Annotated in this window: 22 protein-coding genes and 2 pseudogenes; 13 read left to right on the top strand and 11 right to left on the bottom strand. The window is 48.6% G+C overall.

Going from position 1 to position 24,843, the window contains the following annotated elements; all coding sequences use genetic code 11:
* Positions 1–3 precede the first annotated feature (3 nt).
* The 4 genes from codY to B5F07_RS00210 all read right to left on the bottom strand — a co-directional run bounded on the left by codY (position 4) and on the right by B5F07_RS00210 (position 5,746).
* Complete coding sequence (codY, locus tag B5F07_RS00225; protein ID WP_087159275.1) at positions 4–783, bottom strand: GTP-sensing pleiotropic transcriptional regulator CodY; 780 nt, start codon at positions 781–783, stop codon at positions 4–6.
* 104 nt (positions 784–887) lie between these two features.
* Positions 888–2,966, bottom strand: coding sequence for a type I DNA topoisomerase (topA, locus tag B5F07_RS00220; protein WP_087159274.1), 2,079 nt, complete (start codon positions 2,964–2,966; stop codon positions 888–890).
* Between the two features lie 60 nt (positions 2,967–3,026).
* A complete protein-coding gene (dprA, locus tag B5F07_RS00215) occupies positions 3,027–4,145 on the bottom strand; it encodes a DNA-processing protein DprA (protein ID WP_087159273.1) in 1,119 nt (372 codons plus the stop codon).
* Positions 4,145–5,746, bottom strand: coding sequence for a YifB family Mg chelatase-like AAA ATPase (locus tag B5F07_RS00210; RefSeq protein WP_087159272.1), 1,602 nt, complete (start codon positions 5,744–5,746; stop codon positions 4,145–4,147). Before B5F07_RS00210 ends, dprA begins: the two co-directional genes overlap by 1 nt.
* Before the next feature lie 288 nt (positions 5,747–6,034).
* Between B5F07_RS00210 and B5F07_RS00205 the strand changes: the two are divergent.
* Positions 6,035–6,361, top strand: a pseudogene (locus B5F07_RS00205) (sigma-70 family RNA polymerase sigma factor); the annotation flags it as partial.
* Between the two features lie 44 nt (positions 6,362–6,405).
* The gene (locus B5F07_RS00200; RefSeq protein ID WP_087159271.1) at positions 6,406–6,951 is read left to right on the top strand and encodes a helix-turn-helix transcriptional regulator; all 546 of its coding nucleotides are present in this window, start codon (positions 6,406–6,408) and stop codon (positions 6,949–6,951) included.
* Positions 6,952–6,999: 48 nt separating this feature from the next.
* Here the strand turns inward: B5F07_RS00200 and B5F07_RS00195 are convergent, their stop codons facing one another.
* Entirely contained in the window at positions 7,000–7,212 is a 213-nt protein-coding gene (locus B5F07_RS00195; protein ID WP_207744723.1) for a hypothetical protein, read from the bottom strand.
* Positions 7,213–7,421: 209 nt separating this feature from the next.
* Here B5F07_RS00195 and B5F07_RS00190 point away from each other — a divergent pair, with 209 nt between their 5' ends.
* Positions 7,422–9,734 (top strand): tetratricopeptide repeat protein, encoded by a 2,313-nt coding sequence (locus tag B5F07_RS00190; protein WP_330397682.1) that lies wholly within the window; start codon positions 7,422–7,424, stop codon positions 9,732–9,734.
* Here the strand turns inward: B5F07_RS00190 and B5F07_RS00185 are convergent.
* Positions 9,686–9,880, bottom strand: a complete 195-nt coding sequence (locus B5F07_RS00185; RefSeq protein WP_330397696.1) for a helix-turn-helix transcriptional regulator — start codon at positions 9,878–9,880, stop codon at positions 9,686–9,688. The genes B5F07_RS00190 and B5F07_RS00185 overlap by 49 nt on opposite strands.
* A gap of 127 nt (positions 9,881–10,007) precedes the next feature.
* Here B5F07_RS00185 and B5F07_RS00180 point away from each other — a divergent pair, with 127 nt between their 5' ends.
* The 8 genes from B5F07_RS00180 (at position 10,008) to mobQ (ending at position 15,723) form a co-directional block, all read left to right on the top strand.
* A complete protein-coding gene (locus B5F07_RS00180) occupies positions 10,008–10,364 on the top strand; it encodes a hypothetical protein (protein WP_242972377.1) in 357 nt (118 codons plus the stop codon).
* A gap of 193 nt (positions 10,365–10,557) precedes the next feature.
* Positions 10,558–11,481, top strand: coding sequence for a ParM/StbA family protein (locus B5F07_RS00175; RefSeq protein WP_087159270.1), 924 nt, complete (start codon positions 10,558–10,560; stop codon positions 11,479–11,481).
* Complete coding sequence (locus tag B5F07_RS00170) at positions 11,478–11,855, top strand: adenylate cyclase (protein ID WP_087159269.1); 378 nt, start codon at positions 11,478–11,480, stop codon at positions 11,853–11,855. Before B5F07_RS00175 ends, B5F07_RS00170 begins: the two co-directional genes overlap by 4 nt.
* A gap of 33 nt (positions 11,856–11,888) precedes the next feature.
* Positions 11,889–12,437, top strand: a complete 549-nt coding sequence (locus B5F07_RS00165) for a replication initiator protein A (RefSeq protein ID WP_087159268.1) — start codon at positions 11,889–11,891, stop codon at positions 12,435–12,437.
* On the top strand, positions 12,434–13,246 hold the full coding sequence (locus tag B5F07_RS00160; protein WP_242972376.1) for an ATP-binding protein: 813 nt from the start codon (positions 12,434–12,436) through the stop codon (positions 13,244–13,246). The genes B5F07_RS00165 and B5F07_RS00160 overlap by 4 nt, the downstream gene beginning before the upstream one ends.
* Positions 13,247–13,361: 115 nt before the next feature.
* Positions 13,362–13,583, top strand: a complete 222-nt coding sequence (locus B5F07_RS00155; RefSeq protein WP_071144372.1) for a DUF3847 domain-containing protein — start codon at positions 13,362–13,364, stop codon at positions 13,581–13,583.
* 143 nt (positions 13,584–13,726) lie between these two features.
* Complete coding sequence (locus tag B5F07_RS00150; protein ID WP_087159266.1) at positions 13,727–13,918, top strand: hypothetical protein; 192 nt, start codon at positions 13,727–13,729, stop codon at positions 13,916–13,918.
* A gap of 95 nt (positions 13,919–14,013) precedes the next feature.
* Positions 14,014–15,723, top strand: coding sequence for a MobQ family relaxase (gene mobQ, locus B5F07_RS00145; RefSeq protein WP_087159518.1), 1,710 nt, complete (start codon positions 14,014–14,016; stop codon positions 15,721–15,723).
* 115 nt (positions 15,724–15,838) lie between these two features.
* Here the strand turns inward: mobQ and B5F07_RS00140 are convergent, their stop codons facing one another.
* From B5F07_RS00140 to licT, 3 genes are all read right to left on the bottom strand, one after another.
* Positions 15,839–17,299, bottom strand: coding sequence for a glycoside hydrolase family 1 protein (locus B5F07_RS00140; protein WP_087159265.1), 1,461 nt, complete (start codon positions 17,297–17,299; stop codon positions 15,839–15,841).
* Between the two features lie 24 nt (positions 17,300–17,323).
* Positions 17,324–19,219 carry a beta-glucoside-specific PTS transporter subunit IIABC gene (locus B5F07_RS00135; protein ID WP_087159264.1) on the bottom strand — a complete coding sequence of 632 codons (1,896 nt, stop codon included), beginning with the start codon at positions 19,217–19,219 and terminating at the stop codon, positions 17,324–17,326.
* A gap of 141 nt (positions 19,220–19,360) precedes the next feature.
* A complete protein-coding gene (licT, locus tag B5F07_RS00130; RefSeq protein WP_087159263.1) occupies positions 19,361–20,200 on the bottom strand; it encodes a BglG family transcription antiterminator LicT in 840 nt (279 codons plus the stop codon).
* A 571-nt stretch (positions 20,201–20,771) separates the two neighbouring features.
* Here licT and B5F07_RS00125 point away from each other — a divergent pair.
* Both B5F07_RS00125 and B5F07_RS00120 read left to right on the top strand, forming a co-directional pair.
* Positions 20,772–22,568: a recombinase family protein gene (locus tag B5F07_RS00125; RefSeq protein WP_087159262.1), complete on the top strand. Its 1,797-nt coding sequence runs from the start codon at positions 20,772–20,774 to the stop codon at positions 22,566–22,568.
* Positions 22,558–22,935, top strand: a pseudogene (locus B5F07_RS00120) (sigma-70 family RNA polymerase sigma factor); the annotation flags it as partial. The gene B5F07_RS00125 and the pseudogene B5F07_RS00120, both read left to right, overlap by 11 nt.
* A 3-nt stretch (positions 22,936–22,938) precedes the next feature.
* Here B5F07_RS00120 and B5F07_RS00115 read toward each other — a convergent pair.
* Together B5F07_RS00115 and B5F07_RS00110 are read right to left on the bottom strand one after the other, a co-directional pair.
* Positions 22,939–24,195 carry a peptidase U32 family protein gene (locus tag B5F07_RS00115; protein WP_087159260.1) on the bottom strand — a complete coding sequence of 419 codons (1,257 nt, stop codon included), beginning with the start codon at positions 24,193–24,195 and terminating at the stop codon, positions 22,939–22,941.
* Positions 24,179–24,841, bottom strand: a complete 663-nt coding sequence (locus B5F07_RS00110; protein WP_087159259.1) for an O-methyltransferase — start codon at positions 24,839–24,841, stop codon at positions 24,179–24,181. Before B5F07_RS00110 ends, B5F07_RS00115 begins: the two co-directional genes overlap by 17 nt.
* Positions 24,842–24,843 lie beyond the last annotated feature (2 nt).

Below are 24,843 nucleotides of genomic sequence, written 5' to 3'. Positions count from 1 at the left end.
TGCCTACATCCGTTCTTTCTTGATCCGCTCTAACTCGGTAAACACATAATCATTGAGCACCTTAATGTAAGTTCCCTTCATTCCCGAGGAGCGGGATTCGATCACTCCCGCACTCTCGAACTTGCGAAGCGCATTCACAATAACAGATCTTGTGATTCCCACCCGGTCTGCAATCTTGCTGGCCACCAGGATTCCCTCGCTGCCGCCCAGCTCATCAAAAATATGTATAATCGCTTCCAGTTCCGAGAACGAAAGCGTGCTGATCGCCGACTGGACAATATGTTCTTTCCGCGTCTCCTCCGCATTCTCTTCATTTACGGAGCGGAGCATCTCCAGACCGACCACGGCGGTTCCGTATTCGCTCAGGATGATATCGTCGATGGAATAGGTCGCGTCCTGCTTGTAGATAAACAGTGTGCCAAGCCTCTCCCCCGCGATGTCGATCGGCGTAATGATCGCCTGGTATCCCTCCACAGAATCCGGAGAAAATCCCAGGGTCTCAAGGTTGACATTTTCCTTCGTGGACAAAATGCTGAGGAGGCGTTCGTTGAGCATACTGTCGATATGGGATCCCACCGACTCGGTAATCAGCTCATGGATCTCCTTCACCCTGCTGCACTTGCTCACTCCCAGGATCTTTCCTTTCCTGCTTACCACAAGGACATTCGAATCCAGTATCTCCGTCAGGACAGCACAGATATCATTAAAGACAACCTTGCTGGAATTGTTGTTGTGCAGCAGCTTATTGATTTTTCTCGTTTTATCCAATAGTTGTACGCTCATCATTTCCTCCATTTTTTGGTATATTTGAAAAATTGTGTATAAAATTTGCGACAAATCGTCAGATATTCATATATTATCATACAATTCGCAAATAATCAATACAATTACTCTTTCTCTTTCGGCAAAGCAGTCACATATCCGCACTGCTCGTTCGCGCAAACAAGACGGCTTCCCTTCTCAACCATATAACTGCCGCACTCCGGACATTTCTGGTCAGACGGCTTCTGCCATGACATGAAATCACATTCCGGATTGTTCTCGCACCCGTAATATCTTCTGCCCTTCTTCGTCTTGCGGATCACAATGTCTTTTCCGCAGACCGGACACTTGACGCCGATCTTTTCCAGATAGGGCTTGGTGTTGCGGCATTCCGGGAAGCCCGGGCAGGCGAGGAATTTCCCGTGGGGACCGTATTTGATCACCATGTTGCGCCCGCACTCTTCGCAGATCACATCGGTCACTTCATCCTCGATCTTGACCGTCTCCAGTTCTTTTTCCGCCTTTTTCACCGCTTCCTCAAGATCCGGGTAGAAATTGCGGATTACCTCTTTCCAGGGCACCTTCCCCTCCTCGACCATATCGAGAAGCCCCTCCATATTGGCGGTGAAATTCACATCCACAATGCTCGGGAAAGACTGCTTCATCATATTGTTTACAACTTCGCCGATCTCCGTAATGTAGAGATTCTTCGCCTCTTTCGTCACATAACGGCGCCCCAGGATGATGGAGATAGTGGGCGCGTAGGTACTCGGGCGCCCGATTCCCAGCTCCTCAAGCGTCTTCACCAGAGTCGCCTCCGTATAGTGCGCCGGCGGCTGTGTGAAATGCTGTTTTGACTCCAGTTCTTCTTTCGTCAGGACAGAATCCCTGTTCAGATGGCCTACAAGCACATTGCTCTCTTCCTTCTCTTCCTCTGCCTCGGTATAGACCGAACGGAATCCGTCGAAGACAAGCCGCGACGTGGAAACCGTAAAGAAGTATCCGCCGGCACCGATTTTCACCGCCGTGGACTCATAGCGGGCAGGCTGCATCCTGCTGGCCGCAAAACGCTTCCAGATCAGCTGATACAGCCGGAACTGATCCCTTGTAAGAGAATCTTTCAGAGAAGCCGGCGTCCTCGTGATGTCCGTGGGACGGATCGCCTCATGGGCATCCTGGATCTTCTTTCCGGTACTTTTTGTGCCGCTGCCTGCCGCCACATAATTCTCCCCGTAAGTGGAAGCAATGTACTCTCTCGCAGCCGCATCCGCCTCCTCGGCAATTCTCGTGGAATCGGTACGCAGATAGGTAATGACACCGACCGTGCCGTTTCCCTTGATATCCACGCCTTCATAGAGCTGCTGCGCGATGCGCATGGTCTTCTGGGTTCCGAAATTCAGCGCCTTGGACGCCTCCTGCTGAAGCGTACTGGTAGTAAACGGCAGAGGCGCCTTTCTGATCCGCTCACTGGTTTTAATATCCGCGATGGAAAACTGTGCGTTTTCCACTGCTTTCATGATCTGATCCAGTTCTTCCCTGGAACGGATCGTCATCTTTTCTTTCTCCGTGCCGTAGAATCTGGCAGTAAGAGGGCGCTTTTCCCCCTTCACTCTGAGGATCACATCCAGCGTCCAGTACTCTTCCGGAATGAACGCATTGATCTCATCCTCCCGGTCCGCAATCAGCCGCAGGGCGACAGACTGGACTCTTCCCGCACTTAAGCCGCGCTTTACCTTTGCCCAGAGGATCGGGCTGATCATATATCCCACCATACGGTCCAGGACACGCCGCGCCTGCTGGGCATCCACAAGATCCATGTCCAGGTCCCTTGGATTCTTCAGCGAAGCTTTTACCGCATTCTTCGTGATCTCGTTAAATGTGATCCGGCGCATCTTCTTCTCATCCAGTTTCAGCGCCGCTGCAAGATGCCACGAAATTGCCTCTCCTTCCCGGTCAGGGTCGGTTGCAAGATACACTTTGTCTGATTTTTTTGCCTCTTTTCTCAGATTTGCAAGGATGTCTCCTTTTCCCCGTATCGTGATGTATTTGGGCTCGTAATCATGCTCGATGTCGATTCCCAGCGAACTCTTTGGCAGGTCGCGGACATGCCCCTGGGAAGCTGCTACCGTATAATTATTTCCCAGAAATTTCTTAATCGTCTTTACCTTTGCAGGCGACTCCACGATAACCAGATAGTGTGCCATATACCTTACTCCTCCATCCGGCAGCCCTGCTGCCTTTTCTATATATCCGTGCGGAAATTTTCACACGGATACGTAATTATTCTTTGATATTTCTCTGATATATCCCCGCAGTTCCAGGGAAACCAGTATCCGCATAAGCTCCTTTACCCCAAGCTTTGTCTCTGCAGACAGCTGGTCCACGCTCTTCGGAAACAAACCGAGACAACTATACACCAAATTTTCTGTACTTTCAAGCACTTTTTGATTTTTGTCGTTCATTTTCCCTTTCCTGCCTCCGGAAATCCCCCACTCCTCCAGAAGTGCTTCCGGGGACAGTAAAATCCCCGCGCCCTGCTGAATCAGCCGGTTGCAGCCGCAGCTTAAGGCGCTGTTTACCGGTCCCGGCAGGGCGTAAACATCTCTCCCCTGTTCCAGCGCCATGTCCGCCGTGATCAGCGACCCGCTTTTCTCCCTTGCCTCCATGATCAGGACCGCATCGGAAAGTCCGCTGATGATCCGGTTGCGGGCGGGGAAATTCTGCGGAAGGGGCGGGGAACCGGGAGGCAGTTCCGACAGGATGCCTCCGCCCTGCTCCAGAATATCCACATACAGCCCGATATGCTCTCTCGGATAACAGATGTCCACCCCGCATCCAAGCACAGCATATGTCCTGCCTCCTCCCATAAGAGCGCCCCGCTGTCCCATTCCGTCAATCCCGCGTGCCAGGCCGCTGATAATCTCCACACCTCCCGCCGCAAGCTGCCTTGCAAATTCCACGGCATATTTTTCTCCGTAGGGACTGCACTGCCTCGCCCCGATCACCGCCGCCTTCCTCGAATTGCAGTCCGGCAGGGTTCCCCTGACATAGAGGGCATAGGGGAAGTCGGGAATCTCCCGGAGTTTATCCGGATATTCCGGCGAAAAATACGGGATGAACCGGATGCCTTTCTCCTTCATCTTTTCATATTCTCCGGCATATCCCCTGTCCTTCTTCGCCTGCAATATTGTATTGCGCTCCGCCTCTGTCAAGAACTGAATTTTCGATAATTCTGTTTCTTCTATATAATAAACATTCTCTGCATTTTTAAACTGCTGCCTGAGGAGATATTTTTTTCTTCCCGGAAGCTTCCGGATCCCTGCAAGCCAGTACTCCTCCGGTGCGATCTTTGTCTCTGTCCCTCTGTTCTCTTTCTCTTCCATCACAGTCTGCCTCCCCAGTATTTTCTGTCCACAGTTCTGTATCCCACTGCCTCGCAGAGATGCTCCTCCCGGATCTTCTCCTCTCCGTCCATATCCGCGATAGTGCGCGCAGTCCTCAGTATCCGGTGGTATGCCCTGGCGGTCAGTCCCAGCACCTCATATGCCTGTTCCATTACCCTTTTTTCTTTTTCGCCCAGTTCGCAGTATTTCTCCAGCATCGCACCTCTCAGCATGGCGTTTGTCCGGATTCTGCTTCCCCGGTACCGTTCTTTCTGCACCTCTCTGGCCGCACAGACCCGCCTGCGGATTTCCGCCGAGCTTTCCGAAGGCTTTCCACCGGTCAGATCGCCGTACTTTACCTTTGCCGCCTCCGCACACAGGTCGATGCGGTCCAGGAAAGGCTGGCTGATGCGGCTTAAGTAATTCTGAATCTGGAAGGGAGTGCAGGTGCACCTGTCCAGATCCGGATAGCATCCGCACGGACAGGGATTCATGGCTGCCACAAGGATGAAATCTGCCGGGAAGGTGTACTTTCCGTAAGTCCTCGAGATCTGGATTTCCCGGTTCTCCAGGGGCTGCCGCAGAACCTCCAGCACGCTTTTGCGAAATTCCGCAAGTTCGTCGAGGAAGAGAATTCCGCCGCTTGCGAGACTGATCTCCCCGGGTCTTGGCACCATTCCGCCGCCGATCATCGCTGCCCTGGTCGCCGTGTGATGCACTTCCCGGAAAGGCCTGTGGCGGATCAGGGGCTGTTCTTCATCCAGCATCCCCATGACGCTGTATATCTTTGTGATCTCCATGCTCTCCTCCATGGTCAGCGGCGGAAGAATGCCCGCGATGCACCGGGCCGTGAGAGACTTTCCGCTTCCCGGAGGTCCGATGAGAAGCAGGTTATGCCCGCCGGACACTGCAATCTCCGCTGCTCTGCGCACATTCTCCTGCCCCCGTACCTGTGAGAAATCCGCCTCCGCACCCTGTCCGTCCGGCGCCGGGGACTGGTTATCCGCCTCCTGTGAGCCACTGCCTGCTTTCCGCCCCCTTCTTTCCTTCTCTTCCCGCTGCCGCCCGGCAATAGCCTCTAAGGGCGCCGTGTCCCGAAGGCAGCCGACTACCTCCATAAGGGTCCGGACGCCGATAATGCTGACTCCGTCCACAAGGGCGCCTTCCGCCGCATTGTCACCGGGGAGGATGAAGCAGAGGATTCCCCGCTTTTTTGCCTCCATGACAACAGGCAGGACCCCCGGCACCTTCCTCACGCTCCCGTCCAGTCCCAGTTCTCCTATGATGAGACATCCCTCCGCGCGCAGCGGATCAATCTCTCCTAGCGCCATGAGAACCGACACCGCAATCGGCAGATCAAAGGACGCCCCTCTCTTGCGCACTGTGGCAGGCGAAAGGTTTACTACCATCCTCCTCGGCGGGAAAGCGAGCCCCGTATTCTTTACCGCCGTGCGTACTCTCTCCCCCGCTTCCTTTACCTCTGATGACAGATATCCTACCATGTGAAATACCGGAAGCCCGTTGGACACATCTGTCTCCACGTGTACAAACTCCACCGCAAGCCCGTCCACAGCCGCGGATAAAACTGTGCTGAAACTCATCCTGCACTCCTTTCCATGAGTTTCCTGTTCCGTAGCAAAAGTAAATGCAGTCCACCACAACCGCTTTTTCAGTCGTCAATAAACCTTACGGCAAACCAGCTTCTGAAAACTTGGCTGAACCAGCCGGAAATGATCGCCGGGTAAGACTCACCCGGAAATGTACTGTTATCATACTCCACGCAGAGCGTACTGTCAATCTTTTTTTCTCCAAAGGGACATTTTTGTTGGAAAAGCACAATTTCCGACACTTTTACATAAACTATATCAAATGTGCTAAGAGGTGCCGTCTTGAAATCATTTCCCAATCCCCTCACTCCTGCGGAAGAAAAGTATTACATCCAGAGATATACTGAGGGAGACCTCGAGGCAAAGCACATCCTGATCGAACGAAATCTCCGGCTTGTAGCCCATGTCATCAAGAAGTATCAGAACCTTGAGGAGGATCCTGAGGATCTGATCTCCATCGGAACGATCGGACTGATCAAAGCAGTCGTCACTTTCAATCCGGATAAAGGAAACCGTCTGGCCGCCTATGCCTCCCGCTGTGTGGAAAATGCTATCCTATCGCCAATGCGGTTTTACTCCCGGGAAAAATCCCCCAGCAAGGATTGCAGTCACATTGGAAGGTATTTACAAAGTTTTCAGATGAAAATTATCTCATGTGCAGAACAGAAGACGGCATTGTACAGTACGCGCCTCTGTGCATCCATACATTCCGGCTGATCGCTCCCCGCAAGCTCCGGGAAGCCCAGCAGTTTAATCAGCAGTATCACAGTTATGAAGAAATACAAAACGTTCCTGACCGTCTGCGCTGGTGCCGCCATCATATGGGGCTGATGCAGAAAGAGGTTGCAGAACAGATCGGGATCTCCAAAGGGCACTATATAGATTATGAAGTAGGATATGTAGATTACTACCCGAAAGAAGTGGTGGACAGGCTGGCAGACTTCTATCATATCCCGGTTGAAGACCTTCTGGATGAATACAATCTTTTCTTATATAAAGGTCAGGGGAAAATGCTAAAAGAGTGCCGGGAAAAAATGGGGTTAAAGAAGAAACCCTTTGCGAGAATGCTGCATGTGAATCCAAATACTTACCGGAACTGGGAATCAGATAAAAAAAGAATGTTTAAGCTTACCTGGGAAAAATATTTTCGTGAAGTGCTCTTAGCCAACCAGAATGCATCAAATCAGAATAACATTTGAATAATTGAAGTCATACTTCGACAGACTGACCATCTTGAACCCAGATCGTCAGTCTGTTTTTTCTTTGACAGCTGAATGGATGATCTCATCAATCAACTGTATTTTCTGTTCAGAGGGGCAATTCAACCTGTTGATATACTGACCGACCATATCAGCGTGGACGCCTGCCGCCCGGACTGCCAGCTCATGTCTGCCCTCTTCTGTTTTCGGATAATGAACGATCACATGGATCGGAGCACTTTTCCTTGCGATACCACGCACCTCCCCGGTATTTCAGTTTATGAACGAGAAGTTGTCCGCTATTCTTCCGGAGACTGTTTCCTTTTTCTGCATCATCACATTAAATTTGATGTTATAATATATAGAAGAAACGCATTAAAACTTCTTTGTGATACCATCTTATCAGGGAGTTTGCAAAAGCTCATTGAGCGCAGTTTGAGCATAAATTGACCAGGATCAGGAGGAAATATATGGAACGCTGCGATTTCAGTTCAATCATTACCACGGTTCGCAAATATATCGGCGATGACAGAGGAATGAATCAGATTGATCTGCTTTATGAATTGTTTGAAGGTTTTCTTGAAGAGGAATCTTCACAGGACTTTGATTTTGACAACGGTCTTGTCTGCCGCTGGTTTAACGGACAGGCACGGATCAGCCCCCGCATCTCCGGATATTATCTCCATACAGACAACAGGAACCGTCTGGCTGATGATATAGAAACAAATATTCTGCCGCTAATGTGTGACAGCGCAATGGCAATACAGGAAATCTACAAGATCCTGATACAGGATGGAACTATTTCCGATCAGAAAAAAGAACAGCTTACTCAGGATTACCCGTGTCATACTTCTGAAGAACAGGCTGCTTTTCTTGCGTCTGTTCTTTGCTTTGGAATGGAACGGACATTTGTTAAAAGGAACGCTGCCACCAAAAAACTGCTTGCTGCCGGAACACTGTCTCCGGTAATCAGTGATTTTGTTTATAACGGAGAAGTTCCCAAGGCGTGTGCTCATTTCTGCGGAAGGAATCAAGAGCTTTCCACACTTCACGAATTAATTTCAGAAAAGCGGATCATTTTTCTGCAGGGGATTGCCGGTATCGGGAAAAGCGAGCTTGCCAAAGCATATGCAAGAGCTTACAGAAAAGACTATACAAATATTTTGTATCTGACCTACAGCGGTGATCTGCGGCAGGATATCATTGATCTGGACTTTGTGGATGATCTGCCGGAGGACACGGAAGAAGACCGTTTCCGCAAACACAACCGTTTCCTGCGGTCACTAAAAGAAGATACTTTGCTTATCATAGACAACTTTAATACTACAGCCGGAAAAGACGCCTTCTTCTCCGTACTGTTAAAATACCGCTGCCGTATCCTATTTACTACCCGAAGCCGTTTTGACAACTATGCATCTTTCAATCTTGGAGAAATATCTGATCCTGATGCTTTATTGTCACTAATGGGATATTTCTACTCAGATGCAGAGAGGGAACAGTTTATCCTGGAGCAGATTATTCAGGCCGTTCACAGCCATACACTGGCGGTAGAATTATCCGCACGGCTGTTGGAAACGGGCATCCTGGAGCCACAGGAATTACTGGCGCGGCTACAGATTGAAAAATCTGCCCTTGGCGCAACAGATACCATTGATATCGTAAAAGACGGGCAAAGTCGGAAAGCTACCTATTATGACCATATACATACGTTGTTTTCTCTGTATCGCCTCTCCGAAGAAGAACTTGATATTATGCGGGGACTGATTTTTACTCCCGTCAGTGGAATCAGCGGACGGCTGTATGCGAACTGGATGAAACTCCCGGACATGAACAGAATCAATGACCTGATTGAAAAAGGCTTTGTACAGACACAGTCCGCAAGACAGATTTCTCTTCATCCTATGATACAGGAAGTGGCAGTTGACGAGACCAGACCGTCAATGAATAACAGTGCTGTACTGCTTAACAGCCTGCAGACCATCTGTCTATTCCATGGACGTGACGTCACCTGGCACAAACCGCTGTTTCTGACCATCGAGAACATCATCCGGGAGATTGCAGATGACAATACGCCGGCTTATTTGAGTTTTCTGGAAGATGTATTTCCCTACATGGAAAAATACCACTATACAGCCGGGATGGAATTAGTCATCGGCAAATTATCCGGGCTACTTACGGACGAAACTGTCGGACGCAGCACAGACCGGGCGCTTCTTCTGGATTATCGTGCAGCCTGTGAAGATAAAACAGAAAAAGCCATTAAACTGGAAAAGGAAGCCATCGCCCTGTTCCCGGAGATCTCAGAAGAAAATGCTCACCTTGTTTCCAATCTCTGCTCCAATCTGGGCGGGCTTTACAAAGAAGCAGGGAAACGGGATCTGGCACAGCAGTCTATGGAGCAGGGGCTTCGGATTCTGGAACAGTATGATCTTCTTTACTACCATGACAGTATTGCCCAGACTGCGAACTATGCCGTTCTCCTTACTGAAATGGGGCAGCCGGAAATAGGGCTCTCCGCTCTGAAAAAACTATCCCGGATGATCCGGGACTTGAACTCTGACCAGACCTTGGATTACGCCACAGTTCAGGAAACAATGGGCGGTATCTGCCTGATTACAGGTGAAGTCAAACAGGCTACCTCTCATTTTAAAAAAGCACTGGCTATCTATGAAGGGGTATATAATGGGGAACCGGATATGATTGAGACAAAAAAGCAGGAAATCCGTCAGGCTTTTTATTCTTTTACATATACGATCAGTTCTCCAATCTCACAGTCCAGATAACTGCATAATTTACAGACCAGATTTGCATCTATCCGTTGGAATTCATTTCTGCAATATCTGTTAAAATTTGCTCTTGGAATATCCAAGTCACGGCAGATCGTATTCTTGCTGATTCCCTTTTCTTTCAACAATTCTTCTATTCGCATTTCCAGATGACCATAATTCATTCGCCTCACCTCAATACAAAGTATATTTGATAATTCTTTATGTAGTAATTCACTATATAGTAAGGTACTATATAGTTATTCCCTATTAAAAAGCGAGGTTGACAAAATGAAGCGAAAAATGATCATTCTACTTATTTCCGTCATTCTATTATCGGCAGCCTGTTATTATATCAGCCTGCCTGACTACGTTGTTGTAAACAGTATGTCATTTAGCAGTGAAAATACCCGGGAGACGGAAATAAAAGTTGTGATTTACAAATATCATGATATAGATGATACGGTCAAAGCCATCGAACAGGAACATAACCGGATCAACGGCACGCCGACCTCCCTTGAAATGAATCTCTATTATTCCCGCTGGCACCTCAGACATGGATCAGGACCATTTAAAACAGTGATCTTCAATTATGCTCACAATAAATCCGCGGATTATCCCGGCGAAATCACATGGCATCGGTTCTGAAAACCGGTGCTTTTCTTTTGCTCAATTTCCGCTCAATCCCCTCTCAATGTTCTTATAGCCTTCTTTCAGTAGAATGAACTTGCAGTGAATACAGCACCATTTCTTTAAAACCGGTGCTGCTTTCCAGACAAATCTGCAGAAAGGAGGATTTATTTTATGAGCAAAAAGACAAATCAGGGAGGTGCAAAGACGCATGAAAGAATTTAAAAATCTCATGATCATCGGCGTGGATCACGGCTACGGCAATATTAAGACCGCCGGTACTGTCACAAAAAGCAGCGTGACAGCCTATGAGACCGAACCGATCTTCTCCGGCAACATCCTGGAATACGGCGGGATGTACTATCGGATTGGGGACTGCCACAAGGAATTTATCCCGGACAAAGCTGCGGATGAGGACTATTACCTGCTCACGCTGATGGCTGTGGCAAGGGAGCTGAACCTGTACGGCATCCGGGAAGCAGACGTTCATCTTGCGGCCGGACTTCCACTCACATGGATCCGCAGACAGCGGGAAGAATTCCGAAGCTATCTGCTCCGTAATCCGGAAGTAACCTATCGGTTCAACAAAAAAGAGTATCACATCCGCTTGGCCGGATGCAGCCTGTATCCCCAGGGATACCCTGCCGTTGTCAGCCGTCTCAAAGATTTCAGAGGGACAAATCTTCTGGCAGATATCGGGAACGGTACTATGAACATTTTGTATATCAACAACAAAAAGGCCGTGGAGAGCCGTTGCTGGACAGAAAAGTTCGGTGTCAGCCAGTGCATGACCGCAGCACGAAATGCAGTCATGGATACCTTCGGTGTCAGGATCAATGAAGCAACGATTGAACAGGTATTCCGCCACGGTACTGCTGATATCGGGAAACCTTATCTGGACTGTATCACCTCTGCGGCAAGGCAGTATGTGGCAGATATTTTTACCACCCTGCGCCGGTATGAATACAATCCGGATCTCATGCGGCTGTATATTGTGGGCGGCGGTGGCTGTCTGATCCGAAACTTCGGGCGGTATGAGGAAAGCCGGGTAACGATCATTGATGATATCTGTGCCACGGCAAAAGGATATGAAGCTCTTGCGCTTGCCGCTCTCCGCAGGAAGGAGCGCCCATGACAGACAGAATCCGAAGCACCAATGTCCGGTTTAACCTGGACAAGGAGATCCCTGCCCAGGCATGGCAGTATCTCCAGACTATGGACAGGCAGGGATTCAAATCCTACAGTCAGGTGATCGCCGCCGCTCTGGTAGATTACTTTGACCGCTATTACAAAAGCCGGGAAGATCCCTATCTGGAAACTCGGGAGCGGGAAGAACAGTTTGTACAGCAGATCGTCTCTGCGGTGGAGAAGTCTATGGAAAAAGCACTTCCAGCCTTTCTGGCCGGCTGCATGGCCGGGCTGTCAAAGTCCAATGCAGCCGTTCCCCCTGCAGAATCTCCGGCGACTGACCCTGACGCCGATGTGGACTGGGATTTTCTGGGCGAGTAGTCCCTGAACCTGTCATATGAGGGGAGGAAGCACATGACACAGTTTCTCACGCCGGGCAGCCAGATCCTGAACTATCTGGTATTCCCAAAATTTTTACTGGAAATAGATGATCTGAATGAGACAGCAAAGATCCTTTACATGATCCTGCTCGACCGGGCAAGGCTGTCACAGAAGAATGACAGATGGACGGATGAAAATGGCCATGTATACCTCTTCTTCACCATACCCTCTCTGGCAGACGCCATGCATAAGAGCGAAATGACCATCAAAACGGCGCTGAAAGCACTGGAAGAAAAACAGCTCATTTATCGAAAGCGTCAGGGGATCGGACGTCCTAACCGCATCTATGTAAAGTATCCGGATGCCCTGCCGTCCACAGACAGAAAACTGTCCATCAGGGAGACAGAAAACTGTCTGTCAGAGAGACAGGATCTTGTCTGTCAGAAAGACAGGAATCTGTCCGGTAGTAAAAATAAGAAGAACAAATATCAAGAGAGAAACCGATGGGATCGGGGAAACCGCATTCCTTACGGCCCCGGTTCCGACCGGAAATATGAATGCAAGGAGGAGGAAAGCCTATGACCTTAAAAGAGGACGAATATTTAAACGAAGCGGACGGGCTCATTTACTGTTCCAAATGCCATACGCCGCGGCAGTGCAGAGTCCAGCTTGGCGGGAAAGAATTCCGTCCGGCCATACGGTGCCGCTGTCAGCAGGACGCATACGAACAGCAGGAGAAAGAACGGAAACAGCGGGAATTCCTGGAGCATATCTCACGGCTCAAAGCCAGCGGCCTGCAGGACAAAGCGCTGCAGGATTATAACTTTTCCAATGACAAAGGCTATAATCCGGAAATCCGGAAAGCACATGAGTATGTCGCCCACTGGAAGGAGATGAAAGAAAAGTCTCTGGGGCTTCTGCTCTGGGGAGATGTAGGAACAGGGAAATCCTTTTTTGCCGGATGTATCGCTAACGCACTGTTGGAACAGGGCGTGCCGGTTCTGATGACCAATTTTGCCCGCATCCTGAACACCTTGACCGGGATGTACTCCGATGACCGGAACCGGTTCATTGAAAGCTTCAATCAATACAGCCTGCTGATCATCGATGACCTTGGCGTAGAACGCAGTTCTGAGTTTGCCCTGGAGCAGGTATTCAGTGTCATCGACAGCCGTTACCGGAGCAGGAAACCCATAATCATCACAACAAATCTGACTCTGGAAGAGCTGAAAAAACCGCAGGATCTGGCACACGCCAGAATTTATGACCGCATACTGGAGCGCTGTATTCCCGTGAAGATCAGCCGTCAGAATATACGGGAGATGAATGCCGCTTCTAACCTGAAAGCAGTACGGAAACTGTTCCAATCTGACACCGTGGACAGGAAATAGCATACCAGAAGAACAGGAAAACCATACCGGTCAGATCAAGACCTCACACGCACACAGGTATCAGTACCGGAACACGGCACAGCCGGTACCGGACAGATACCGGAAAGGAACTTTTATGGAAAAATTATCAACAGAAGAAACAAAAAAGCAGTTACTGCAGGCAAAACACCGGATGGAGGCTGCCCAGGCCAGAGACCGGAAAAAAGAGCGGAGCGCCCGGACAAGGCGTCTGATCCTGGAAGGAGCGGAACTGGAACGTGTTGTACCGGAAGTCCGGGAGATGACAACGGAGGAGCTTCGGCATTTTCTTCTGCTCCATTTACAGAAACATTCTTAAGCAGCAATAGCTCTGCATGTTTTTATTCCCGAAGGGCGCACTTACTCACCACTTCGTCGTCGCAAAGTCCGCTTTCCTCCGTTTTCGCCTCCGGCGGAAACTACGGACGCCACCTTGCTCCTCCTCTCCCCACAAAGCAGGCTTTGCGGGGTCCCCGTGAAGCGGTGGTATCCCTCCCGCTGGTCGGGCTCGTGCGCTCTGCCGAGGGCTATCCGCTGCTGGCAGGCAGCACCGGCTATGCAGCCATCCATCCGCCAGACTCCGGCGGATACACCTGCCGGAAGAACACCGGCAAATTTTCCGGCAGGATCCTCCAGCCGGAGATGGCTGTCTGAGAAAACCTGCCACCGGCAGCTTTTCTGTAGAAAAACATGGAAACAACCATGCTCCTTTATAGTACAGCGATATTCACAGGAAGGAGATGATCGTTATCGCAATTTACCATATGTCGGCAAAAGTGGTCAGCCGTGGCGCAGGCCGTTCCGCCGTTGCTGCTTCTGCCTATCTTAGTTGCAGTCGCATGTATAATGATTACGATGGTGTCCAGCATGATTATACCCGGAAACAGGGACTTATTTTTCAGGAAGTCCTTCTCCCTCCAAAGGCTTCACCAGAATGGAAAGATCGGGAGCAGCTCTGGAATGCCGTGGAACGAGCCGAGAAAACCAAAGACAGCAGGCTTGCCAGAGAATTTGTTGTAGCACTTCCCATTGAACTGCCAAGGAAGGCACAAATCTCATTACTCCGTGATTTCATCCAAAATAATTTTGTCGATATGGGAATGTGTGCTGACTTTGCGATCCACGACACAGACGGTCATAATCCCCACGCCCATATCCTGCTAACCGTCCGCCCGCTGGAAACTGACGGAACCTGGCAGTATAAAACACAGAAAGAATACCTCTGCATCAGGAATGGGGAAGAAAAAGGCTTTACTGCCTCCGAATTTAAAGATGCTCAGACAAAGGGGTGGGAAAAGCAATATCCTTATAAAGTCGGAAAAAAAAAGGTATATATGGCACCTTCAGCAGCCCAGGAACATGGTTATATCCGAGCAGACAAACATCCGAAAAGCACCCGTTTCGGCAGACAGAATCCTGTTTCAGAACAGTGGAACAGCGAAGCACAGCTTCGAGAATGGCGGAAAGCATGGGCAGATGCAGTCAACCATACTTTACAGGAACATCAGATCGACACCCGGATAGATCACCGTAGTTTTGCTGATCAGGGACGTGATGAACAGCCTACCATCCATGAGGGATACCATGCAAGAGATATGGAGAAGAAAGGATTGATTTCCGACCGCTGTGAGATCAACCGCCAGATTCGGAAAGACAATCGACTCTTCCGGGAATTAAAACGGCAGGTAGAGAAACTAACAAAGACAGTCAGCGAAAATATCCATTCCGTCGCAAAACGATTGGAGCAGCTCCGGGGCACTATGATCATGATCCGTTACTATCTGTTCCATAACCGTATGCAGGCATCCTCCACCAGAGAATGGATTTCTATGATTACACCGGTTTTGAAGAAATACAAAGCTATCACAAAGACAATCCGGACAAAGCAGACAGAAAAGAAGTCTCTTCAGGCACAGAAAAAGAAACTCAGCTTTTTGCAGCCGGTACAGTACTATCAGATCAGCCAGAAGATCACAACTCTTACTGAGGATATTGAAGAATTGCTGTCGCAGAAAGAACGGCTTATCTGTGATAATTACTTTCACAATGAATCCGAAATAAAGACGAGTGAAATCGCTCTTAAAAATCAGAAAGACTTTTTAAAGAAACTGGATGCCCAGTATGACAACTTATCTGATCAGCTGACAGAAAATCAAAAAAAGTATCAGGAAATCAAAGCAGATGTCAGTCCCGAAAAATCTGCGGAGCTGTTCGATGCAAGAGTTGACGAAAGAGATATGATCAGGGATCAGGTTTATCAGAAATTATATGCCACGATGGGACAGAAATTCGATGCTTCCCTGTTTCATGAGTCTGTCAGTGACATAGACGATCGGCTCGGTGAAGATCCAGAAGCTTTTCATGACCGTACTTATCAAAAACGAATTGCACGGGAAATGGAACGCAGGAAAGAGCAGCCTGTCCGACTGAAGAAAAAAGTGCATAATCATGAACGGTAACAGGTGGAACTAAATACCGCCTGTTACTCTATTACATGATTAATTTATAATAATAGACTTTTATCGAGGTCTCACACCTGTCTAGCGGTCCTGTCAAGAATAAATCTTCTGTATTTTACTCCTCTTCAAAGATTTCTTTCCCATTTGTTTCAATAACTTTTTTGTACCAGTAAAAGCTGTCCTTTTTGAAGCGGTTCAGTGTGCCACCCTCCTCTTCTTCCCGGTCCACATAAACGAAACCATATCGCTTCTGATATCCATTCAGCCAGCTCAAAAGGTCAGTGAAGGACCAGGTACAGTAGGCCAGTACCTGGCAGCCCTCCTCCACAGCTTCTCCCAGCGCCTTGATATGCTCTTTCAGGTAGCAGATCCTGTACTCGTCATGTATCTGATCGTCCTCAGTCTTCTTGTCAAATGCTCCCAGTCCGTTCTCAGAGATGACTATGGGCAGCGCATAGCGGCTCGTAATCTCTCTGCAGCAGAACTGAAGTCCCGAAGGATCGATACTCCAGTCCCAGTCTGTGGTCATCAGATACGGATTGGCCGGATTTTTGTAAATCCCTGGCATCCCCAGCTCCTGGGCAGAGCCCTTAACACCGGTCGTGTTCATAGTCCCGTAGGGAGTGACTCCATCCATGGGATTGTACTCGCACACACAGCTCTGGTAATAGTTCACGCCCATAAACGTGATTTGTGATGCCGCCTGTCTGAGAATCTCCTTGTCTCCATCAGCTATGTCCGGCGCAATCCCCTTTTTCTTCAGATATGTCATCGCCGCAACAGGATAACGCCCGTATGCATATACATCCATCCACCAGTAGTTTTTCAGGTCATCGTAGTTGGCTTTTGCCATAGCGTTGATAGGCTTGCAGTCCAGGGCATAGGAGGGGGTGTAGGCAAAGCTCGCCCCTATCTGTCCCTTTCCTCCCATCTGCCGGTAGGCCAACACCGCCTTTGCATGAGCCATAAACGCATGATGATTGACCTGGTAGAACATTTTCTGGTCATCAAATTTACCCGGCGGATGCTGGGCTGTCAGCCATCCCAGCGAAGTAAATATATTCTGCTCGTTCAGAGTGATCCAGTACTTCACCTTGCCGTCAAACCTAGAAAACAGCGTTTTTGCATAATGTACATAATCATCGATGATGCGGGGGCTCTCCCACCCCTGATACTCATCGACAAGGGCCTGGGGCAGATCCCAGTGGTAAATAGTCACCATGGGCTCTATGTTGTATTTCAGGCACTCGTCAATGATATCCTGGTAAAAAGCTATTCCCTCCTCGTTGACCTCCCCGGTCCCCTCAGGGAAGATCCTGGCCCAGGAGACAGAGAAGCGGTATGTATTCAGTCCCATCTCCGCCATCAGTGCGATATCTTCTTTGTATCTGTGATAGTGATCCACTGCCACATCCCCTGTAGTAGCTTTGTAAGTCTTGCCCGGGATGCGCACAAACGCATCCCAGTTCGTCATCCCTTTTCCTCCTTCCTTCCATCCGCCTTCAATCTGATAGGCGGCAGAAGCACTTCCCCAGAGAAATCCCTCCGGAAATCCTGCTGCTCTCATCTGTTCCATGTCTCTTCCTCCTTTTATTTTCGATTAACGTACTATCAGTATCTCATCCAGTTCCTTCACCAGTCCGGAGGAGGTGGCAGAGACATCCGCAAATGCATCCGTGTTGGATACGATAACCGGAGTCGTGATGTCATATCCCGCCTTCAGGATCTCATCCTTGTCAAACTCCAGGATAACTTCTCCCTTCTTGACTGTATCTCCGGAAGCCTTTTTCGGATAGAAATATTTTCCTTCCAGATTTACCGTGTCCATACCTACATGTATCAGCAATTCCACACCATCATTGCTGGTCATTCCGACTGCATGACCGGTCTCAAACATCATATCTATTTTTCCGTCAAAGGGGGCTACCACTTCTCCCTTCTCCGGGATGACAGCGGCGCCTTTTCCCAGGATTCCCTGTGAAAATGTAGCGTCCTTCACCTGATCCAGCGGGATGCACTCTCCCTGGATAGGGCTCGAAATACGGATTTCTCTTCCCTCCGGAAGGGGAGCGGCTGCAGGCTTGGCTTCTTCTGCCAGAATATCCTCATCATCCTCGTCCACAATGTCTTCAAAGCCGATCAGCATAGTGGCGATAAATGCCACAATGATTGTTATGACAATGGTAAGGGCTGCTATCAGAAGGCTGGCCGCTCTGTCCTCCTCCACATACTGAACAATCGTCACGATTGCCGGTGTTGCGATACCAAAGCATTTCATCTGGAAAAATCCACCAAAGAGTCCGCCTGCAACGGCTCCGATGCAGGCTCCCAGCATTGGTCTTTTCAGTCTCAGTGTCACACCGTAGAGAGCGGGCTCTGTAATACCTGCCACAAGTGCGGAGAATGCGGAAGAGCCTGCCACCTGTTTAAAATCTTTATTTTTGCTCTTTAAGGATACAGCAAGAGAAGCAGCACCTTGTGCCATGTTGGCGCAGAGCTCACCGATACAGATAAAATTCTCATACCCGGTTGTGGCAATCATACCAAGCTTTATCGGGGTAAATGCATGGTGCATACCAGCCATGACAACAAACGGATAAATACCGGCCACCAGTCCGATGGCGATAAAACCGAGCTGGTCATGGATAAAGTATACGATATCTGACAGGACATTGCCGAGGATTGCCCCCAAAGGTCCCAGCACGATCAGGGCAATCGGTGCCTCGATCAGCACCACCAGCATGGGACGCAGGAAGTTCTTAGTCACCACGGGTGTAATCTTATCTGCCAGCTTCTCCACATACTTTAGGGACCATACTGCCAGGATGATCGGGATAACCGAGTAGGAATAGGAAGCATAGGTAACCGGAATAAAGCCGAGGAATTTTACCACCTCCCCTGCCTCATTTGCATTGCTCATCAGAGAAATAAAATTAGGATGGAGCATGATAAGCGCAATGCTGGCCGCATAGTACATATTTGTCCCGAATTTCTTTGATGCAGAGATGGCAATCAAAACAGGCATAAAGAAAAAGGCTCCGTCTCCCATAACACTTAACAGGTTATAGGTATTCCCTTCTGTATCAAGCACGCCTATCATGGGCAGCAGCGTCAAAAGCACCTTGATCATAGCTGCTCCGATGAGCGCTGGAATAACTGGCGCCATAATGCCGGAAATCGTGTCCATCAGCATGGAGATGATTCCTTTCTTTTCCTGCTTCTGGGGTGTGCTCTTCGGCGTCTCGTTTGAGAAGTTACCGAGCTTATTCAGCTCTGCAAAGACATTGGCCACGTCATTGCCTATGATGATCTGGTACTGTCCAGCCTTCTTCATTACTCCCATAACGCCTTTTGTCTTTTTCACTGCCTCGTCGTCCACAATGGACTCGTCTTTCAGCGTGAATCTCAGTCTGGTCATACAGTGTACAAGGCTGATTACATTTTCTTTTCCTCCTACACGCTGCAGGATTTTCTTTGCAACACTTGCGTAATCCATATCTTCACCTCATTAAAATAAATTTATGCATCCCGGAAGTCTCCGGAAAAAGAAAGACCTGGCCTCAAAGAGCGCATTTTCCCGGGAAATGTGCCCTTCAGGACCAGGTCTTGCTTAACTGAATAATAACAAACCTGTGAACTAGCGATGCTGTTCGTCCAGTATTCTCTTTATATGAATCAGCAGATATAGCTCTTCATCTATGCTAAGCCGGTATCCGTACTGCTTTTCAATGAACTGGGCCACCTTTTCCACACCCGTATAGGCATGCCCGTTTTGTGCCACCATTGCATGGTATATCTCCTCCATGCTGTCCTGGTAAACCTCACCATCCAGCACTCTGGCCGAGAAGAATTTTAAATGTGTCAAAAATCTCTGATAGGACACAGAATCCTCATCAAATTCAATCCTGAAATGCATTTTTACAATCTTGATAATGGCATTGATCAGCTCTGTCATCTTTTGCACATCTGAAACCTCATTGCTCTCAAACTCTGAGGATATAATATGCATGGCAATAAATCCCGCCTCGTCTTCTCCCAGATCAATATCTGTCATCTTCCGAATCCACTCAATGGCCTCCTGGGCCACCCTGTATTCCTGGGGATAAAATTTCCGAATCTCGTGTCGCATCAAATTCTTGAGGCTGATTCCGCTCTGGTATCTCTCCACAGCGGAATTGATGTGATCTGTCAACGTGACATAGAGGGTATCTCTCACCTTCAGTCCTTCTTCTCTGGAAGCAGTGACCACCTTGCCGGCAATCTCCAGATATTTTTCCGAGATTTCCCTCACCACCTGCTGCAACCTGTAATTATCTTCCGCACTCTTCAGGCAATAAATTTTCTCCACGCAGGACTTGTCCAGCTCTTCGCCTTTTTTCTTTTTAAAACCAATCCCGGCACCGGTAATGATGATTTCCCGGCCGTACGAATCCAACGATACAACTGCATTTGTATTCAGAACCCTGACGATCTTCACCTATTCCTGCCCCCTCTAGCAAACATCCGAAGCAATTCTAATATAAAAAAACTGTCCATAATACTATTATCCCAATCAGTATTATAAACAGTCTTGCTTACCATTACGTAATAACAAACTTAATTTATATATATTTTAACAGTTCTCAGTGCATTTGTCCATAGCTATATTCATTTTCATCATATATTACAATTTTCTTTTTTATTTTTGTACAATATTTCAAAATTATTTTCTCAGCTCCAGCCAACCTGTAGAACTATACAAAACATTTTATCTAAAATATGATGATCGGAGCCGACATTGCAAAGCTTCTATCATTTTCCAATACAAGTACATTCTCATCTCTTTTCTGTAAAATGTATGGATGTTCACCACGTCAGTACAAAAATTTTTCCAAGAACACGGATGAAATTTGTTGAGGAAAGAGCTTTTTGACTGATATTAATTTCAAGATTTGAAAGTTATTCATACTTTACTTTTATACGCATATATGTCTCTATTACCATTTACCCGTTTTATACTATATGATATAATAGCTTAAGTCATATATCGTATAATAAGGAGAAACATAATGAAAGAAAATGAGAATTATATTGCCATCTATTCCCGAAAGTCAAAATTCACCGGCAAAGGTGAAAGCATCGGCAATCAGGTTGAACTCTGCAAAGAATATATCCAGGCACATTATACTGAAATTCCACAGGATCATATTTTAGTGTATGAGGATGAAGGCTTTTCCGGCGGTAATCTCAACCGACCGGACTTTAAAAAAATGATGGAAGCTGCAAGGCAGCGTAAGTTCAAAGCGATCATTGTCTACCGCCTGGACCGAATCAGCCGGAATATCAGTGACTTTTCCAACCTTATTGAAGAATTGTCAAGACTGGACATTGCTTTCATATCTATCCGAGAACAGTTTGATACCGGAACTCCCATGGGACGGGCCATGATGTATATAGCTTCTGTTTTTTCCCAGCTGGAGCGTGAAACCATAGCCGAGCGTATCAGAGATAATATGCATGAACTGGCGAAAACCGGACGATGGCTTGGGGGAACAACTCCCACAGGATATGCCTCAGAATCGGTACAGAAAGTTACCATAGACGGGAAAGCAAAAAAGGCCTGCAAGCTGAAACTGATACCGGAAGAATCAGAAATTGTCCGTCTGATCTACAGCCTGTATATCGAACACGATTCTCTGACTTCTGTAGAAGCAGAATTAATAAAGCGGGGACTTAAAACAAAAAACAATAAACTCTTTACCCGTTTTTCAATCAAGTCTATCTTACAGAATCCGGTTTACATGATCGCGGATGTAAACGCATATAACTTTTTTGTAAAAGAGAACGCAGATCTTAATTCTGCCAAAGATGAATTCGACAGCGTCCATGGCATGATGGTATATAACCGCACCAAACAGGAAAAAGGGAAAGCCGTCACCTATCTTCCGCCCGATGAATGGATTGTTGCGGTAGGTCTGCATCAGGGCATTGTTCCGGGCAAAGTCTGGATTTCTGTACAGGAGTCTCTGGATCGGAATAAAAGTAAGGCATACCGAAAGCCTCGGAATAACGAAGCACTCCTGACCGGTCTTTTATACTGCACCTGCGGCAGCCGTATGTATCCGAAGATCAGCAAGCGAAAAACTGCTGACGGGAAGCCGATATACACTTATGTATGCAAATTAAAAGAGCGCAGCAAACGTTCCATGTGCAACAGTAAAAATGCCAATGGGAACACACTGGATCTGGCTGTGATCGAGCAGATCAAGCTGCTGGAAGATGACAAAGGTTTCTTCATTGACCAGCTGGAACAAAGCCGGAAATTCTATACCGGCAACCGTGCAGCCTATGAAGATCAGCTGGCTTCTATCCGTCATGAGAAAGAAGAACTGGAAAAGAAAATTGAAGGTCTGGTTGATTCCCTAGCCGATTTGGGTGACAGCACGGTTAGGAATCAGGTGGCACGACGCATTGAACAGCTGAATCAGAAATGTGAGGAAACAGACACCCGGATCCATGAACTGGAAGCACTGACTTCCCAGCACACTTTCAGCGATATCGAATTTGACGTTATGCGCCAACTGCTGTCAGTCTTCAAAACCAGCATTGATGAAATGAGCATAGAACAGAAACGTGCGGCAATCCGCACTCTTGTCCGGAAAGTTGTATGGGACGGTGTCAACGCCCATATCATCCTCTTCGGCGTGCAGGACGATGAGATTGAATATCCTCCGCTTTCCTATCAAACAGATGAAACAGACAGCACAGAAGACGACCTGGAAGAACTGGAACGGTTCAGCGATGTAGCTTATGAAGACGAAACCGTTGACGGTTCAAAAACTCATTGGGGAGAGGATAGCAAATGAGATTCTCATGCATCTGCGCGCCAGGAAGAAAAACGGGAAGGAGATCTCCCTCTACGAACCGATCGGAACCGACCGGGAAGGAAACGAAATCAAGCTTTACGACATCATCGAAGCCGATGAAGACGACATTCCCGAGCGGGTCAGTCTGAAAGCAAACATACAGAAACTCTATGAAAAAGTGGAAAACGAGCTTTCCTCAAGAGAAAAGCTCGTTTTAAAAATGCGCTACGGCCTTTATAACGGTGAGGAGTACACGCAGCGGGAAATCGCCAGACAGCTCGGCATTTCCCGCTCTTACGTCTCACGGATTGAAAAAAGCGCCATCCTCAAACTCCGGAAATTTTTCGGGGAGGAGGCAAAAGAATAGCGGTCAGGACGCCGCGCTGCCGCCGTCCGGCTGTTCTTCTTCCCTTCTCCGCAGAAGATCGTACTTCTCCGGACATTCACTGAGCTGAACGAAGAGCACCTGCTTTGAGTGGGGCGCACTCTCCTGGTCTTCTCCCTCTCCATTGAGGATGCGCTCCACCTTCACCTCCACATTCCTGCCGTCGGGCTTCATAATCTCGATGGTCTCCCCCACAGAGAACTTGTTGCGCTGCTCAATCCGGCACATACCGTCCCGGATCTCCCCGGCGATACCCAGATAGGTATAGTCTTTCACATAGGTGTTGCTGTCATAGATCTGGGAGTCCTCATCCGGTTTCCCGAAGAAGAATCCCGTGGTAAACTTCCGGTAGGTACAGTTGGATATCTGATCCAGATACCAGGGCATATTCTGCTCGTACAGCTTCGGGTCTTTCTGATAATCATCGATGGCCTTCCGGTATGTCCGCGCCACTGTTGCCACGTACAGAGCGGTCTTCATGCGTCCCTCGATCTTAAAGCTGTCAATGCCCGCATCGATCAGTTCCGGAATATGTTCAATCATACACAGATCCTTCGAGTTGAAGATATAGGTGCCCCGCTCATTCTCGTAGACCGGCATATATTCCCCGGGCCGTGTCTCCTCCACCACCGCATATTTCCAGCGGCAGGGATGGGTGCATGCCCCCCGGTTGGCGTCCCGTCCGGTAAAATAGCTGCTCAGCAGGCAGCGTCCCGAATAGGAGATACACATGGCTCCGTGGACAAAAGTCTCAATCTCCAGGTCCTCCGGAATATTAGCGCGGAGCTCTTTGATCTCTCTGAGAGAGAGCTCCCTGGCGGAGACGACACGGCTGGCCCCCAGACGGTACCAGAAATTATATGTCCCGTAATTGGTGTTGTTTGCCTGTGTACTGATATGGCGTTCAATCTCCGGGCAAACTTCTTTTGCTATGTCAAACACTCCCGGATCCGCGATAATCAGCGCGTCGGGGCGCAGTTCCCTAAGCTCCCGGAAATACTCGCGCACACCTGCCAGATCGGCGTTGTGGGCGATGATATTTGCCGTCACATATACTTTTACTCCATGCTCATGGGCGAATGCGATTCCCTCCTTCATATCCTCCATGGAGAAATTCTTCGCCTTTGCCCGCAGTCCGTAGGCCTCCCCGCCGATATAGACGGCATCTGCCCCGAAAACTACTGCGGTCTTCAATACTTCCAGGCTGCTCGCCGGGATCAGTAATTCAGGATGTCTGCTCATTGTATTTTCCTTTCACGCTCAACGCCACTCCGTCCCCAAGGGGAATGATGGAAGTGGTAAGCTCCTTATTGTGTTTCAGTTCATAGAGATACTCCCGCATCCTCGCATGGATGGTCCGGCTCCGCCGCTCCACTGCAAAGCGGGACTCAAAGATCTCCCCGTCCTGCATGACATTGTCCGAGACAAGGCAGCCGCCATCCTCCAGCAGGCGCAGCACGTCCGGGAGATAATGGATATACTGTCCCTTGGCAGCGTCCATAAAGATAAAGTCATAGGGGCCTTCCAGATCCCGGAGCACCTCGGATGCATCCCCCTCAATCAGGGTGATCATCTCTTCCTTTCCCGCCCGCCGGAAATTCTCCCTGGCAATGGGAATCCTTTTCTCATAATTCTCAATCGTTGTAATCCTGCACCCTTCCGGCACATATTCACTCATCAATAACGCAGAGAAACCTACGGCAGTCCCGACTTCCAGGACGCGCATAGGTTTTTTGATCAGGAGAAGAGCTTTGAGGAAGCTCTGCATCTCCCGCCGGATCACCGGGACAGAAGATGCACGGGCTTCCCGCTCGATCTCCTCAAGTATTTCAATGTTCTCTGTATCCAGGGAATTGATGAATGTAACAACACGTTCATCTACTATCATAT

Origin of the sequence: Lachnoclostridium sp. An169 (assembly GCF_002160525.1) — a bacterium.
GTDB lineage: Bacteria > Bacillota > Clostridia > Lachnospirales > Lachnospiraceae > Mediterraneibacter > Mediterraneibacter cottocaccae.
Note: the sequence above shows the minus strand (reverse complement) of the source record. Positions and strands in the feature narration are given on the sequence as shown.